Below are 14,883 nucleotides of genomic sequence, written 5' to 3' on the forward strand. Positions count from 1 at the left end.
TCCGGCACCTTTCTGCCCCGCATGCCCCGGTATGCCTCACTTTCCGGGGAGTGCGGTTCGCACTCCCCCGGCCGGGGCGCGACCCCGTGCGCGCCGGCGCCGGACCCGGCAGGGGCCGTGCGGAACGGGGGAGGCGCGGCTCGCCCCCGCAAGAGGAGAAACCTCACAGCCCGCGCTCTGCACTCACCTGAGCGCGCTGCCCTAGCATCCGAGCCATGACGGTCCTGCCTGACGACGGGCTCTCACTGGCCGCCGAGTTCCCTGACGCGACACATGAGCAGTGGCAACGCCTGATCGAGGGCGTGCTGCGCAAGTCGGGCAAGGAAGTCTCGGGCGCGGCAGCTGAGGACGCCCTGTCCACGACGCTGGAGGACGGGCTGCGCACGCGGCCCCTGTACACCGCGCGCGACGGTGCGCCCGACCCCGGACTGCCCGGCTTCCCCCCGTTCGTGCGGGGCTCCCGTCCCGAGGGCGGCATCGCGGGCGGCTGGGACGTGCGGCAGCGGCACACCGCGCTCGCCGACGGCGCCGTACTGGCCGACCTGGAGAACGGCGCCACCTCCCTGTGGCTGGTCCTGGGCGAGGGCGGCATCCCCGTCGCCGAGCTGGGCCGGGCCCTGGAGGGCGTCCACCTGGACCTCGCCCCCGTCGTCCTGGACGCCGGACGGGACACCGCGGAGGCCGCCGGGGCGCTGCTGCGGCTGTACGAGGAGAAGGGCGTCGACGCGAAGGCCGCGCGCGGCAACCTGGGCGCCGACCCGCTCGGGTACGAGGCCCGTACCGGCGCCGCACTGGACTTCGCGCCGTACGCATCGCTGGCCGCGCGCTGCGCCGAGACCTACCCGGGCCTGCGCGCGCTGACCGTGGACGCGCTGCCCTACCACGAGGCGGGCGGCTCGGCCGCGCAGGAGCTGGGCGCCTCCCTGGCCACCGGTGTGGCGTATCTGCGGGAGCTTTCCGAGGCGAGGCTGACGGTCGAACAGGCCGCCGGACAGCTGGAGTTCCGGTACGCGGCCACCGCCGACCAGTTCCTGACCATCGCCAAGCTGCGCGCGGCGCGCCGGCTGTGGGCGCGGGTCGCCGAGGTGTGCGGGGCGCCGCGGGCCGGCGCGCAGGCGCAGCACGTCGTGACCTCGCCGGTGATGATGACCCGCCGCGACCCGTGGGTGAACATGCTCCGCACGACGGTCGCGACGCTCGCCGCGGGAGTGGGCGGCGCCGACTCCGTGACCGTCCTGCCGTTCGACCACGCGCTCGGGCTGCCGGACGCGTTCGCCCGCCGGATCGCCCGCAACACCTCCTCCATCCTGATCGAGGAGTCCCACCTGGCGCGGGTCGTCGACCCCGCGGGCGGATCCTGGTACGTGGAGCGGCTGACGGACGAACTCGCCCAGGCGGCTTGGCGGTTCTTCCGCTCGATCGAACGCGACGGCGGCCAGGCGGCCGTGCTGCGCTCCGGACGGATCCGCACCGACCTGGCCACGACCTGGGCGGAGCGCTCCAAGAGGCTCGCCAGGCGGCGCGAACCCATCACCGGCGTCAGCGAGTTCCCGCTGCTGTCGGAGAAGCCGGTGGAGCGTGCGCCCGCGCCCGAGCCGCCCTCGGGCGGGCTGCCGCGCGTGCGCCGCGACGAGGCGTTCGAGGAACTGCGCGCCCGCTCCGACGCCCATCTGGCGGCGACCGGCGCCCGGCCCCGGATCTTCCTGGCCACCCTCGGCTCGCCGGCCGAGCACACCGCCCGCGCGGCCTTCGCGGCCAACCTGTTCCAGGCGGGCGGCATCGAACCGGTCACCGGGGGCCGCTTCGAGGACAGCGGAGCGGCCGAGGCCGTCCTCTGCTCGAGCGACGCCCGCTACGCCGAGCAGGCCGAGGAGACCGCCCGGTCGCTGCGCGCGGCCGGGGCCCGCCACGTGTTCCTGGCGGGCCGGGGCGACTACTCCGGCATCGACTCGTACGTCTTCGCGGGCTGCGACGCGGTGGACGTGCTGTCCGCGACCCTCGACCGCATGGGAGTGTCCTGATGGGAATCCCCGACTTCTCCGGCATCGAGCTGGGGACCCCGGTCGCCGACGGCGGCGACGACGCGTGGCGCGCGGCCGTCGAGCGGGCCACGGGGGGCTCCGCGCCGCTGTGGGAGACCCCGGAGGGCATCGGGGTCAAGCCGCTGTACACCGGGCGCGACCTGGAGGGCCTGGACTTCCTGGGCACCTACCCCGGCATCGCGCCGTACCTGCGCGGCCCGTACCCGACGATGTACGTCAACCAGCCGTGGACGATCCGCCAGTACGCGGGCTTCTCCACCGCCGAGGAGTCCAACGCGTTCTACCGGCGCAACCTGGCGGCCGGCCAGAAGGGCCTGTCGGTGGCGTTCGACCTGCCCACGCACCGCGGGTACGACAGCGACCACCCGCGGGTGACCGGCGACGTCGGCATGGCGGGCGTGGCCATCGACTCGATCTACGACATGCGCCAGCTGTTCGACGGCATCCCGCTGGACAGGATGACGGTGTCGATGACGATGAACGGCGCCGTGCTGCCGGTGCTGGCGCTGTACATCGTGGCGGCGGAGGAACAGGGGGTGCCGCCGGAGAAGCTGGCGGGGACCATCCAGAACGACATCCTCAAGGAGTTCATGGTCCGCAACACCTACATCTATCCGCCGAAGCCGTCGATGCGGATCATCTCGGACATCTTCGCGTACACCTCGCAGCGGATGCCGCGCTACAACTCCATCTCCATCTCCGGCTACCACATCCAGGAGGCCGGCGCCACGGCCGACCTGGAGCTGGCGTACACCCTCGCGGACGGCGTCGAGTACATCCGCGCCGGGCGGGAGGCCGGCCTGGACGTGGACGCGTTCGCGCCCCGGCTGTCGTTCTTCTGGGCGATCGGCATGAACTTCTTCATGGAGGTCGCCAAACTGCGCGCGGCCCGCCTGCTGTGGGCGAAGCTGGTGAGGCAGTTCGACCCGAAGAACCCCAAGTCGCTGTCCCTGCGTACCCATGCGCAGACCTCGGGCTGGTCGCTGACCGCGCAGGACGTCTTCAACAACGTCACGCGCACATGCGTGGAGGCGATGGCGGCGACCCAGGGCCACACCCAGTCGCTGCACACCAACGCCCTGGACGAGGCGCTGGCCCTGCCCACCGACTTCTCGGCGCGGATCGCCCGCAACACCCAGCTGCTCCTCCAGCAGGAGTCCGGCACCACCCGCGTCATCGACCCGTGGGGCGGCAGCGCCTACGTGGAGCGGCTGACCTACGACCTCGCCCGCAAGGCCTGGGCGCACATCCAGGAGGTCGAGCGGGCGGGCGGCATGGCGCAGGCCATCGACGCCGGCATCCCCAAGCTGCGCGTGGAGGAGGCGGCCGCGCGGACGCAGGCCCGCATCGACTCCGGGCGCCAGCCGGTGATCGGCGTCAACAAGTACCGGGTGGACAGCGACGAGCAGATCGAGGTGCTGAAGGTCGACAACTCCTCCGTGCGCGCCCAGCAGATCGAGAAACTGCGCCGGCTGCGCGCGGAGCGGGACGAGCAGGCCTGCCGGGACGCCCTGGACGCGCTGACCCGGGCCGCCGACGGCAAGGAGAACCTGCTGGAACTGGCCGTGCGCGCGGCCCGCGCCAAGGCGACCGTCGGCGAGATCTCCGACGCCCTGGAGAAGGTGTACGGGCGGCACGCGAGCCAGATCCGTACGATCTCCGGCGTGTACCGCGACGAAGCAGGCCGGTCCCCGTCCGTGGACCGCACCCGTGCCCTGGTGGAAACCTTCGAGGAGGCCGAGGGGCGCCGGCCGCGCATCCTGGTCGCCAAGATGGGCCAGGACGGCCACGACCGCGGCCAGAAGGTGATCGCCACCGCCTTCGCCGACCTCGGCTTCGACGTCGACGTCGGCCCGCTGTTCCAGACGCCGGAGGAGGTCGCCCGGCAGGCGGTCGAGGCGGACGTGCACGTGGTCGGGGTCTCCTCGCTGGCCGCCGGTCACCTCACGCTCGTCCCGGCGCTGCGCGAGAAGCTCGCCGAGGAGGGCCGCGAGGACATCATGATCGTGGTCGGCGGGGTGATCCCGCCGCAGGACGTGCCGACCCTGCTGGCGACGGGCGCCACGGCCGTGTTCCCGCCGGGGACGGTGATCCCGGACGCGGCGTACGACCTGGTGAAACGGCTGTCCGCCGGCCTCGGCCACGAGCTGTAGCGCCCGATGGCACCGATCGATCTCGACACGTACGTGAAGGGTGTGCTCGACGGCAAGCGGGCCCTGGTGGCCCGCGCCATCACGCTCGTCGAGTCCACCCGTGCGCAGCACCGGGCGCTGGCGCAGCGGTTGCTGACCGAGCTGCTGCCGCACAGCGGCCGGGCGCGGCGGATCGGCGTGAGCGGGGTGCCCGGCGTCGGCAAGTCGACGTTCATCGACGCCTTCGGCACCCTGCTGACCTCGCTGGGCCACCGGGTCGCCGTCCTCGCCGTGGACCCCTCCTCCACCCGCACCGGGGGCTCCATCCTCGGCGACAAGACCCGGATGGAGCGCCTCGCCACCGACCCGAACGCCTTCGTCCGGCCCTCCCCCAGCGCGGGCACGCTGGGCGGGGTCGCGAAGGCCACCCGGGAGTCGATGGTGGTCATGGAGGCGGCGGGCTACGACGTGATCCTGGTGGAGACCGTCGGGGTGGGCCAGTCCGAGACGGCGGTCGCCGGCATGGTCGACTCCTTCCTGCTGCTGACCCTCGCCCGCACCGGCGACCAGTTGCAGGGCATCAAGAAGGGCGTCCTGGAGCTGGCCGACGTGATCGCCGTCAACAAGGCGGACGGCCCGCACGAGCGGGACGCGCGGGCGGCGGCACGGGAACTGGCGGGCGCGCTGCGCCTGATGCACGGCAGGGACGCGTTCTGGACACCGCCGGTGCTGCACTGCAGCGCCCGGGAGTCGACCGGGCTGGACGCCGTGTGGGAGCGGCTGGAGCAGCACCGGGCGCTGCTGGACTCCACGGGGCGGCTGGCCGCCAAGCGCCGGGACCAGCAGGTCGAGTGGACCTGGGCGATGGTCCGGGAGGAGCTGCTCGGCCGGCTGCGCGCCGACCCGGCGGTGCGCGCGCTGGCCCCGGATCTCGAGGACCAGGTCAGGGAGGGCCGGCTGACGGCCACCCTCGCGGCGGAACGCATCCTGGCGGCGTTCCAGGAGCGCCCCGCTCCCCCGCCGGGCGCCTGAGCGGCGGGTCCCGCGGCCGGCCCGACGGCCGGCGCCACCTCCCGACGCCGGCGCGGGCGCGGGCGCCGGCGCCCGCGCCCGCCTCGACGGTCAGGCCACCGCGCGCTCAGGCCACCGCGCGCTCAGGCCGCCGGCGCCGCGGGCCGGGCCCCGGCCGTCTCGGCGGCGCGGTCCGCTCCCCTGGCCCCGGGCCTGTTCCCTGCGGTCACACGTGTGGCGGCGGGCAGCGAGGCCGGCGGACGCGGGCAGGGCATGCCGTCGGATCCCGCGGCCCGCACCGGGCCGCTGGACGGCCCGCTCCCGGTCAGGTCGTCGCTCACGGCGCGGAACCCAGGGGGCGCGGGACGGCCCGGGCGCGCCCCGGAGCGCACGGCTGCCCCGCCGCGACCGCAGGCGGCGGGGCCGGCGGGCCGATGGCCGATGGGCCGATGGGCCGAAGGCCGATGGGCCGATGGGCCGAAGGCCGATGGGCCGTCCAGCGCACACCACAAGCCCCTGCCGTCTGCGGCCGCGCCCCACGGGTAGGCGACAGGGGTGACCATCCCCTCCACACAGGCGCCGGGCGGCCCGCCGCAGAGCGAGACCGCGCTCAAGAAGGCGCTGACCACACCACTGCTGTACTTCTTCATCCTCGGCGACGTGCTGGGCGCCGGCGTCTACGTCCTCGTCGGCCAGATCGCCGCCCGATCGGGCGGCGCCGTGTGGGTGCCCCTCCTCCTCGCCCTGCTGCTGTCGCTGCTGACCGCCGCCTCGTACGCCGAGCTCGCCACGAAGTACCCGAGGGCGGGCGGCGCCTCCCACTACGCCACCCTCGCCTACGGGCCGTTCACCGGCTTCCTCGCCGGGTTCTGCATGCTCGCCGCGGGCATCGTGTCCGTCGCCGCGCTGGCGCGGGGCTTCGCGGGCGACTACCTGACCGCCTTCGTCAGCCTGCCCGTCGTCCTGGTGGCCGCCCTCTTCCTGTGCGCCCTGGCCCTGCTGAACGCCCGGGGCATCAGCGAGTCCACCCGCGCCAACGTGGCGGCGACCGTCGTCGAGGTGGGCGGCCTCCTCCTCGTCGTCGGCCTCGGGGTCTGGCTGTTCCTGCGCGGGGACGGAGAAGCGGGCAGGCTCGTCCGCCTCGGCGCCCCCGGCGCGGGGGCCGCCGCCGGGGTCCTCGGCGGGACGGTGCTCGCGTACTACTCCTTCGTCGGTTTCGAGACCTCCGTCAACGTCGCCGAGGAGACCCGCGATCCGCGTCGCTCGTACCCGCGCGCCCTGTTCGGCGCTCTGACGACCGCGGGAGCCGTCTACGTCCTCGTGGGCGTCGTCGCCTCCGCCGCCGTCCCCACCGCGACACTGGCCCGCTCCAGCGGGCCGCTGCTCGAAGTGGTGAAGGAGGCGGGCGGGGTGCCGCCGAAGCTGTTCAGCGCCGTCGCCCTCGTCGCCGTCGCCAACGGCGCGCTGCTCACCGGCATCATGAGCTCCCGCCTGGCGTACGGCATGGCACGGGACGGCCTCCTGCCCCGCTTCCTGACCCGTGTGCTGCCCGGGCGCCGCACCCCGTGGGCCTCGATCGCGGCCACGACCACCCTGTCGTTCCTGCTGGCGCTCACCGGGGACGTGGCGAGCCTCGCCTCCACCCTCGTGCTGCTGCTCCTCGTGGTGTTCATGATCGTCAACACCGCCGTCCTCGTCCTGCGGCGCGACCGCGTGGAGCGGCCCCACTTCCGGGCGTACACCGCCGCCCCCGTCCTGGGCGCGCTCTCCTGCGTGGTGCTCGCCACGCAGGTGGAGGCGGAGGTGTGGACCCGCGGGCTGATCGTCATCGCGGTCGGCGCGGCCCTGGGGGCGTTCGCCGCCCTGCGGCGCCGCCGCGCGTCGACGGATTGAGCCGCGGACTGCCGGCTTCATCCGGTGTCCGCTTGTCGATGCACCTGCGGTGGGCTATAGGAAGAGCGACATCCGTCAGGAGGCCGCATCCGTTGAGGGCGGCCACGTCCAGGGAGGAAGGAAACAGGTGATGCTTGCCCGCACCGGCGCACTCGGGGATCTCGACCGGCTCGTGCAGCAGCTCGCACCCACCGCCACCGCGGCCGGCACCCTCGTCCCCGCGGATGCCTGGCGTGACGACGACGCGCTCTACCTGCAGTTCGACCTGCCCGGCATGGACCGCTCGAACATCGAGGTGACCACGGAGCGGGACACGCTGACCCTGACCGCCGTGCGGCCGTCCCCGGTCCCCGCCGGCGCCCAGCCCCTGCTCACCGAGCGCCCCACCGGCCGGTTCACCCGCCGCCTGACCCTGTCCGACGCCCTGGACACCGCGGCGACCGAGGCGGTCTACGACAACGGCGTCCTCACCCTGCGCATCCCGCTGGCCGCCCACGCCAAGCCCCGCAGGATCGCCATAGGGGGCGGCGCGTCCAGGCAGCTCACCGCGTGAGGACCCCTGCCCCGCGGCCCCCGTCCGACCCGACGACGAGGAGAATCCGGACGCCGGGCGCCCTGCTGCGGCCGCTCGTACCGACGGCCGCGGCCGCCACCACCGGCGGCTGCGGGCCGCCCTGCGCCGGCGAGGACTGCAGGACGGCCCGGCTCACGCCGTCGCGTCGATCAGCGGGCGGGGCTCCCCCGCCGGGGCTGCGGATCGGCAGTCGGCTTCTCCTCCCCCGGCGCCGCGGTCCGCGACGTGAGCATCCAGTGGCTGAACGCGGCGTAGTGCCGTGCGAACTCCCGCGGTGTGGGCGCGTGCTCCACCGCCGCCGACAGCTCCGCGACGCGGGCGTACCGCGGAATGCGGTCGGCCTCGTAGGCGGCCAGCGCGGCGGGCACGTCGCCGGCGGGGGTGAGCAGGCGACCGAGCAGCGCGGCGTCCTCGATGCCCAGCGTCGCGCCGGCGGTGATGTGCGGCGACATCGCGTGGGCCGCGTCCCCGGCCAGCGCGACGCGCGCGGAGACCCAGTGCGGCAGCGGCGGCACGAGCATGATCTGGTTGTGCAGGATCCGCTCCTCGGGGGTGGCGGCGATCAGCGCGCTGAGGACACGTCCGTGCTCCCCCTCTTCGAGGAAGGCCGCGCGCTCCAGGGCTTGCTGCTTGCGGGTGCCGGTCAGCGGAGGCGACCTGAACTGGTTCACCAGCCAGTACACCCCGCCGTCCTGGGTGCGGACGTACCCGCCGCGGCAGCCGTGGGTCCCCAGGATCAGCCGGTCCTCGGTCAGGGTGATGCCGGGGTCCGGGAGGACCGCGCGCCAGGCGTGGTGGCCGGGGTGTTCCTCCGCGGGAGTGCCCGGCACCAGTTGACCGCGCACGGCTGAATACGCGCCGTCCGCCCCGACGAGGACGTCGGCGTTCTCCACGCTGCCGTCGGTCAGCCGGACCGTGACGCGGTCCGGGTGCTCCTCGTACGCGGCGAACCCGGTGGCCAGCCGTATGGTGTGCCGTCCGACGGCGTCGGCGAGCAGGTCGTTCAGCTTCGCCCGGTGCACGAGCAGGAACTCGTGGTCCTCCGGGCCGAACTCCGGGGTGTCGAGCAGCCGTCCGGCCGCGTCGTGGAAGTACATCTCACCGGGTTTGCCGATGGCGCGCACCGCGTCCCCGACGCCCAGTTCGTCGAACACCGCCAGCGCGTTGGCCCAGAGCCCCAGTCCGGCCCCGGCGGCGCGGATCTCCGGCGCGCGTTCGCAGATCACCACGTCGATGCCCGCGCGGCGCAGCGCGAGCCCGCTCGTCAGGCCCACGATGCCACCGCCGATCACCACGGCCCGCATCAGAGGTCACCTCCGGCCGGGCTCGCGGCGTGGTGGCGGGGGGCGCGGTGCAGCGCCCGGCAACGCATGTTCACAACGGTTCTCCTGTGTGTCGTCCTGTGTCTCCGACGGTAGGGACGAAAGACGATTCACTCCAGTGCAACGTTGGTACGCAGTCTTTTCGCTGGTGATAATCGGCGGATGGACCACGACCTGAGGCTCATCGAGGCACTGGACGCCCTGCTCAGCGAGTGCAGCGTGACGAAGGCCGCGGCGCGGCTGCACACCTCGGCACCGGCGATGAGCCGTGCCCTGGCCCGCTTGCGGCGCGCCTTCGACGACCCGCTCCTGGTGCGGGCCGGACGTGATCTCGTGCCCACGCCCCGGGCGCTCGAACTGCGCGGCGAAGCACATGCGGTCGTCACCCGGGCACGAGCGCTGTTCGCACCGTCGGACTCGGCCGATCCCCGAACCGCGGTACGCATGTTCGACCTGCAGGTCGGTGACATGCTGTCGACGACGTTCGTCCCCTCCCTCATCGACGATCTGCGCCTCCAGGCGCCCGGCGTCTCACTGCGGCTGCGGCCGGAGAGTGTGGAGGACACCTCGGCCCTGCGGGAGGGACTGGTGGATCTGGAGATCGGCGTCGTCCGCCCCGGCGACCCGGAGATCCGCTCGGAGACGCTCCTCACCGAGACGCTGATCGGCGCGGTGCGGCCGGACCATCCTCTCGCCGGGCCCGGGGCCGTCACGCCGGAGCGGTTCGCCTCGGCCGACCACGTGGTGGTGTCACGGCGCGGGCGGGCGCACGGCCCGATCGACGAGCGGCTCGCCGACCTGGGCCTGCGCCGCCGCGTGCTCGCCGTGGTCCCCAGCTTCGCCGGCGCGCTGCACCTGGCGCGCGAAACCGACGTCGTCTGTGTCGCCCCGGCACGGCTGGGTCGTCCGATGCTGGACACCCTGGGGTTGCGCACGTTCCCGATCCCCCTGGCCCTGCCGCCCGTCGTCATCGCCATGGCGTGGCACCCGCGCAACCACCAAGACCGCACGCATGCGTTGCTGCGCGAGCGCACCCGTCACCTCATGACCGTCGCCGGCGGCGGCACCGAGGGCGGTGCCCGGGCCGGTGCAGGTGCCGGGGCCGGCGGCGGCACTGAGGGCGGGGCCGGGGCCGGGGGCTGATCCACCCGCCGGCCGGCCGGCCAGGCCCGCCGTCGGCTCGACCGACGGTCCCCGGCGCGCACCGCTCCAGCCGGCTCACCTCCCGGTCGCGTCCGGCCTGCGGCGACTGCGCGCGACGGCGAGCGGAGTCGGCAGGCAGCCATCCCGCACGCCCCTGACCCAACCGGGTGCTCTCCGTGCCGGGCGCCGTCCCGCCCGCACCCGCCGGGGCAAGGAGATAGCAGCCGCCGTTGCAGAAGGGACCGACCATGAGACCCGACTCCCATCCGGACCTGTCCGGCAGACACGCCGTTGTCACGGGGGCGGCACGGGGCCTGGGGGCCTCCATCGCCCGCCGCCTGGCCCAGGCCGGCGCGCGTGTGTGCCTCGCCGACGTACGCCGCGAAGACGGCGAGAAAACGTGCGCCGCTCTGGCCATGGACGGCCACGACACACGCTTCGTGCACCTCGACGTCCGCGACGCCGACGCCGTCGCCGCGGCGGTCGAGGACCTCGAACAGGACGGATGGCCGGTGGGCATCCTGGTGAACAACGCGGCCGTCGACGTCACCAAGCCCATCGAGCACCTGACCGCCGTGGAGGTCACCCGTGTGGTGACGACGAACCTCCTGGGCCCGATGTACATGTGCCTGGCCGTCTACCGGCGCATGGTCGCACGCGGTGACGGCCATATCGTCAACATCCTGTCCACCGCCTCCCGCCGGACCTGGACCGAGGCGGGCCCCTACGCCGCGAGCAAGACGGGCCTGCGCGCCTTCACCCACACGCTCTTCCAGGAAGCGCAGCGGGACTGCCCCGGCATCGGCATCACGGGCGTGATGGCCGGCGGAATGGAGACGCCGTTCATCACCGAGCGCTTCCCGGACGCCGACACATCGAAGCTGCAGCACCCCGACATCGTGGCCGACGCAGTGCTGTGCGCGCTGTCCGTTCCGCCCACCAGCGCCATGCCGGAAGTGGTGATCGTGCCCCGCAACGAACCCTCCTGGCCCTGAGGCGACCCGGCGGCAGGTCATTGCGCCAGGACTCGTCACCCGCCCGCACGAGGACCGCCGGCCTGCTCGCCGCCCGATCGCATGGGCCCGTTCGCCGCCCGGCCCCGCGCGGCCGGTCCACCGGGTGTCCTCGTCAGCCGTACGGCCGGCGACGTGCTGCGGCGGGGCGGCGGACTGCCGGCCGTGCGGGTCGTCGAGCCGGCCGAGGTGCTTGCGCCCGCACGGCCGGCCGCGTGACAGGTCAGCGCTGCAGGGTGAGGACGCCCGGCCGCCACGGCAGCTGGTCGTAGGGGCCGCTCGCGGTGGGGGACTTGCCCTGGTAGAGGAACTGCAGGTGGCAGGGGTCGATGGTCATGGTCTGGTCGGGGTTGTCGCGGACCAGGTCACCGTGGCTGATGTCGTTGGTCCACGTGGCACCGCTGTTGGCCTTGCCCGCGAAGGGGTTGCTCTCGGCGGCGGCCTGCGGGGTCCACGAACCGCTCAGGCTGGAGGCCGTGAACGAGCGGAAGTAGCGCCCGTTGGCGCCCATCGCCTCGACGATCATGAGGTACTGGTTCTGGCCCTGGACCTTGTAGACCTGCACCGCCTCGAACAGGTTGTTCGTCGTGTCGCTCATGACGGTCGTGTACGAGGTGCCGAAGTTCCCCGGGAAGTTCCCGATCGGCATGCTCGCCCGGTAGATCTTGCCGTTGTCACCGGCGAAGAACAGGTACATGTTCTGGCCGTCGGCGATCAGGGTCTGGTCGATCGGGCCGGTGCTGGAACCGGAGATGCTCCCGGTGAACAGCGGCTGCGGCGCGGACCAGCCGTTGGGGTTGGTGGGGTCGCTCGACGTGCGGTAGCTGAAGGGCGACGCACCCCACTGGTACGCCAGCACCCAGATGTTCTTGGGCGCGAAGTAGAACAGCGTGGGCGCCACCGCTGCCTGGCTCATCCCGGTCTGGCCGGCCGACGCCATGTCCGACCAGTTCGTGAAGGGGCTGAACATCATCGAGCCGTACGACGACCCCGACACGTTCGACGCGTAGACCAAGTGCTTGCCGTTGTGGGTGACGGTGGTGAAGTCCTTCACCGCGGCCCACCCGTGGGCCGGCTGCGCCAGCACACCGGTCGACGTCCACCGGTACGTCGACGGGAGAGGACACGAGTCGTCCGTCGGCGGTGTCCCGGACAGGCCGGTCCACTTCTGGTTGCTGCCGCCGTTGCACGTCCAGATCTCCACCGCCGTGCCGTTGGCCGTACCGGCGCCGGCGGCCTCCAGGCACAGCCCGGACTCCACGCCGACGACCGTGCCGTCGGAGGCGACCCGCCACTGCTGGTTCGCACCGCCGGTGCAGGTCCAGATCTGCACCCGGGTACCGGCCGTGGTGGCGTGCCCCGGAACGTCCAGGCACTTGGTGCCGTAGACCCTGAGCTCGCCCGCGTCGGTGTACGTCCACTGCTGGTTGGCCCCGCCCCAGCAGTCGTGGAGCTGCAGCAGCGTGCCGTCGGTCTGCCCGGCGCCCAGCACATCGAGACACCGGTTCGAACCCACACCCCGTAAGGCGCCGCTGGAAGCCGCCTGAGCCGGAGTGGCGACGAGCATCGCCGCCAGCGCGGCCAGGACCGCAACCGCGGCGGCGAGCACCGCGGACGGCTGCCCGCGGCTGAACCTTCCTCTGCGCATCGGCACTTCCTCCACTTGAGTGGGCGGTTCCGGTCGGCCTCGTCAGAGGTCGCCCGGACTGTCGGTGCGGTGCGGTGTGCAACGGCCGCGCGAGCCACTGCACGGTCTGAGTGTTCGAAATATCGAACTAAAGTCGAAGAGTCGAGCACCCCGAATGGTAAGGAGCCGCTGAACGGCGTCAATACCCCTCGCACGTGTCGCCACCAAAGTCGAAACATTCGTGGCTCCAGGGCTGTGGAATGTCGGACGCTCCGTCAATCCCTGGTCGAGTCGCACCACCCCCGACGTCGAAGCGGAAAGCCCAGAGCAGGGGCACCGAGGGCGACACCGGGGTTTCCACCCACTCCAACCGTCTTCGAAAGTTTCGGAAAAGAATCAGAAACTACTTCTGCCCGAAGTATTGACGATGCCTCGTCAAACTTCGATCATCCCTGTCTGAGGAACCGACCGCGACTCGGTGAAATACCTGCGCTGCCCCGCTTCACCGTTGTGAGATCCGCACCGAGATCCGCACCGGCGGGTCCTGCCCACGCTCCGGCCCGTCCCGCCCGTCCGTCTGCCGCATGGGGGCGGACGACGCAATCCCCTGCGCTCCAGTCCTTCCATGATTCCTACCTTGGAGGCACAGTCATGGGCTCGTATGCCCTTCCCAGACCCCCCGTCGCCCGCCGCACGGCCCGCCGCCTGCTGGGGGCACTGGCCGTCGGCGTCCTCGGTGTCGTCGCGCCACTGGTCGCGCCGCCGACCGCTCACGCCGCCGAGAGCACGCTCGGCGCCGCAGCGGCGCAGACCGGCCGCTACTACGGCACCGCCATCGCCTCGGGCAAGCTGGGCGACTCGACGTACACGTCGATCGCGGGCCGTGAGTTCAACATGGTGACGGCCGAGAACGAGATGAAGATCGACGCCACCGAACCGCAGCGCGGCCAGTTCAACTTCACCGCCGGTGACCGCGTCTACAACTGGGCGGTGCAGAACGGCAAGCAGGTGCGCGGCCACACCCTGGCCTGGCACTCCCAGCAGCCCGGCTGGATGCAGAGCCTGAGCGGCAGCCAGCTGCGCCAGGCGATGATCGACCACATCAACGGCGTGATGGCCCACTACAAGGGCAAGATCGCTCAGTGGGACGTCGTGAACGAGGCCTTCGCGGACGGCAGTTCCGGAGGCCGGCGGGACTCCAACCTGCAACGCACCGGCAACGACTGGATCGAGGTCGCCTTCCGGACCGCGCGCGCCGCCGACCCGGCGGCCAAGCTCTGTTACAACGACTACAACATCGAGGACTGGACCTGGGCGAAGACCCAGGGCGTGTACGCCATGGTCCGGGACTTCAAGCAGCGCGGCGTGCCGATCGACTGCGTCGGCTTCCAGTCGCACTTCAACAGCGGCAGCCCCTACAACAGCAACTTCCGCACCACCCTGCAGAACTTCGCCGCCCTCGGCGTCGACGTGGCCGTCACCGAACTCGACATCCAGGGCGCCTCGGCCTCGACCTACGCCAACGTGACCAACGACTGCCTCGCCGTCCCGCGCTGCCTCGGCATCACGGTCTGGGGCGTGCGCGACTCCGACTCCTGGCGGTCGCAGGACACGCCGCTTCTGTTCAACGGCGACGGCAGCAAGAAGCCCGCCTACACCGCCGTCCTCAACGCACTCAACGGCGGCTCCTCGACACCCCCCGCGGATTCCGGGCAGATCAAGGGCGTCGGTTCGGGCCGCTGCCTGGACGTGCCCAACGCCAGCACCAGCGACGGCACCCAGCTCCAGCTGTGGGACTGCCACAGCGACGCCAACCAGCAGTGGACGTACACCGACTCCGGCGAGCTCAGGGTCTACGGCACCAAGTGCCTGGACGCCGCCGGCACCGGCAACGGCTCCAAGGTCCAGATCTACAGCTGCTGGGGCGGCGACAACCAGAAATGGCGCCTCAACTCCGACGGATCGATCGTCGGCGTCCAGTCCGGCCTCTGCCTCGACGCCGTCGGAGCCGGCACCGCCAACGGCACGTTGATCCAGCTCTACTCCTGCTCGAACGGCAGCAACCAGCGCTGGACCCGCACCTGAGGGAACCTGCCGCGATCGGAACCGCGATGACGACCCTACGG

10 protein-coding genes are annotated in these 14,883 nt (G+C 72.5%); 8 read left to right on the forward strand and 2 right to left on the reverse strand.

Annotated elements, in window-relative coordinates:
• Positions 1 to 215 precede the first annotated feature (215 nt).
• The 5 genes from ABZ261_RS01545 to ABZ261_RS01565 all read left to right on the forward strand — a co-directional run bounded on the left by ABZ261_RS01545 (position 216) and on the right by ABZ261_RS01565 (position 7,631).
• Complete coding sequence (locus ABZ261_RS01545) at positions 216 to 2,021, forward strand: methylmalonyl-CoA mutase family protein (protein ID WP_356854542.1); 1,806 nt, start codon at positions 216 to 218, stop codon at positions 2,019 to 2,021.
• Complete coding sequence (gene scpA, locus ABZ261_RS01550) at positions 2,021 to 4,195, forward strand: methylmalonyl-CoA mutase (protein WP_356854543.1); 2,175 nt, start codon at positions 2,021 to 2,023, stop codon at positions 4,193 to 4,195. The genes ABZ261_RS01545 and scpA overlap by 1 nt, the downstream gene beginning before the upstream one ends.
• A gap of 6 nt (positions 4,196 to 4,201) precedes the next feature.
• Entirely contained in the window at positions 4,202 to 5,206 is a 1,005-nt protein-coding gene (meaB, locus tag ABZ261_RS01555) for a methylmalonyl Co-A mutase-associated GTPase MeaB (protein WP_356854544.1), read from the forward strand.
• A gap of 612 nt (positions 5,207 to 5,818) precedes the next feature.
• Positions 5,819 to 7,078, forward strand: coding sequence for an APC family permease (locus tag ABZ261_RS01560; RefSeq protein ID WP_356854588.1), 1,260 nt, complete (start codon positions 5,819 to 5,821; stop codon positions 7,076 to 7,078).
• Positions 7,079 to 7,208: 130 nt separating this feature from the next.
• Positions 7,209 to 7,631, forward strand: a complete 423-nt coding sequence (locus tag ABZ261_RS01565) for an Hsp20/alpha crystallin family protein (protein ID WP_356854545.1) — start codon at positions 7,209 to 7,211, stop codon at positions 7,629 to 7,631.
• Between the two features lie 170 nt (positions 7,632 to 7,801).
• Here the strand turns inward: ABZ261_RS01565 and ABZ261_RS01570 are convergent, their stop codons facing one another.
• Positions 7,802 to 8,956, reverse strand: coding sequence for an FAD-dependent monooxygenase (locus tag ABZ261_RS01570; RefSeq protein WP_356854546.1), 1,155 nt, complete (start codon positions 8,954 to 8,956; stop codon positions 7,802 to 7,804).
• Between the two features lie 180 nt (positions 8,957 to 9,136).
• Between ABZ261_RS01570 and ABZ261_RS01575 the strand changes: the two genes are divergently transcribed.
• Positions 9,137 to 10,117, forward strand: a complete 981-nt coding sequence (locus ABZ261_RS01575; RefSeq protein ID WP_356854547.1) for a LysR family transcriptional regulator — start codon at positions 9,137 to 9,139, stop codon at positions 10,115 to 10,117.
• Positions 10,118 to 10,365: 248 nt separating this feature from the next.
• Positions 10,366 to 11,112 (forward strand): SDR family oxidoreductase, encoded by a 747-nt coding sequence (locus ABZ261_RS01580; protein ID WP_356854548.1) that lies wholly within the window; start codon positions 10,366 to 10,368, stop codon positions 11,110 to 11,112.
• A 241-nt stretch (positions 11,113 to 11,353) separates the two neighbouring features.
• Here the strand turns inward: ABZ261_RS01580 and ABZ261_RS01585 are convergent, their stop codons facing one another.
• Positions 11,354 to 12,778 carry a non-reducing end alpha-L-arabinofuranosidase family hydrolase gene (locus ABZ261_RS01585; RefSeq protein ID WP_356854549.1) on the reverse strand — a complete coding sequence of 475 codons (1,425 nt, stop codon included), beginning with the start codon at positions 12,776 to 12,778 and terminating at the stop codon, positions 11,354 to 11,356.
• A gap of 630 nt (positions 12,779 to 13,408) precedes the next feature.
• Between ABZ261_RS01585 and ABZ261_RS01590 the strand changes: the two genes are divergently transcribed.
• Entirely contained in the window at positions 13,409 to 14,842 is a 1,434-nt protein-coding gene (locus tag ABZ261_RS01590) for an endo-1,4-beta-xylanase (RefSeq protein WP_356854550.1), read from the forward strand.
• Positions 14,843 to 14,883: the final 41 nt, after the last annotated feature.

It is taken from the genome of Streptomyces sp. NPDC006193 (assembly GCF_040613915.1).
Taxonomy (GTDB): domain Bacteria; phylum Actinomycetota; class Actinomycetes; order Streptomycetales; family Streptomycetaceae; genus Streptomyces.

Excerpts from the sequence above, each read along its gene's own strand:
- ABZ261_RS01545 (WP_356854542.1), top strand. The coding sequence starts at position 216 with ATGACGGTCCTGCCTGACGACGGGCTCTCACTGGCCGCCGAGTTCCCT.
- scpA (WP_356854543.1), top strand. The coding sequence starts at position 2,021 with ATGGGAATCCCCGACTTCTCCGGCATCGAGCTGGGGACCCCGGTCGCC.
- meaB (WP_356854544.1), top strand. The coding sequence starts at position 4,202 with ATGGCACCGATCGATCTCGACACGTACGTGAAGGGTGTGCTCGACGGC.
- ABZ261_RS01565 (WP_356854545.1), top strand. The coding sequence starts at position 7,209 with ATGCTTGCCCGCACCGGCGCACTCGGGGATCTCGACCGGCTCGTGCAG.
- ABZ261_RS01570 (WP_356854546.1), bottom strand. The coding sequence starts at position 8,956 with ATGCGGGCCGTGGTGATCGGCGGTGGCATCGTGGGCCTGACGAGCGGG.
- ABZ261_RS01575 (WP_356854547.1), top strand. The coding sequence starts at position 9,137 with ATGGACCACGACCTGAGGCTCATCGAGGCACTGGACGCCCTGCTCAGC.
- ABZ261_RS01580 (WP_356854548.1), top strand. The coding sequence starts at position 10,366 with ATGAGACCCGACTCCCATCCGGACCTGTCCGGCAGACACGCCGTTGTC.
- ABZ261_RS01585 (WP_356854549.1), bottom strand. The coding sequence starts at position 12,778 with ATGCGCAGAGGAAGGTTCAGCCGCGGGCAGCCGTCCGCGGTGCTCGCC.
- ABZ261_RS01590 (WP_356854550.1), top strand. The coding sequence starts at position 13,409 with ATGGGCTCGTATGCCCTTCCCAGACCCCCCGTCGCCCGCCGCACGGCC.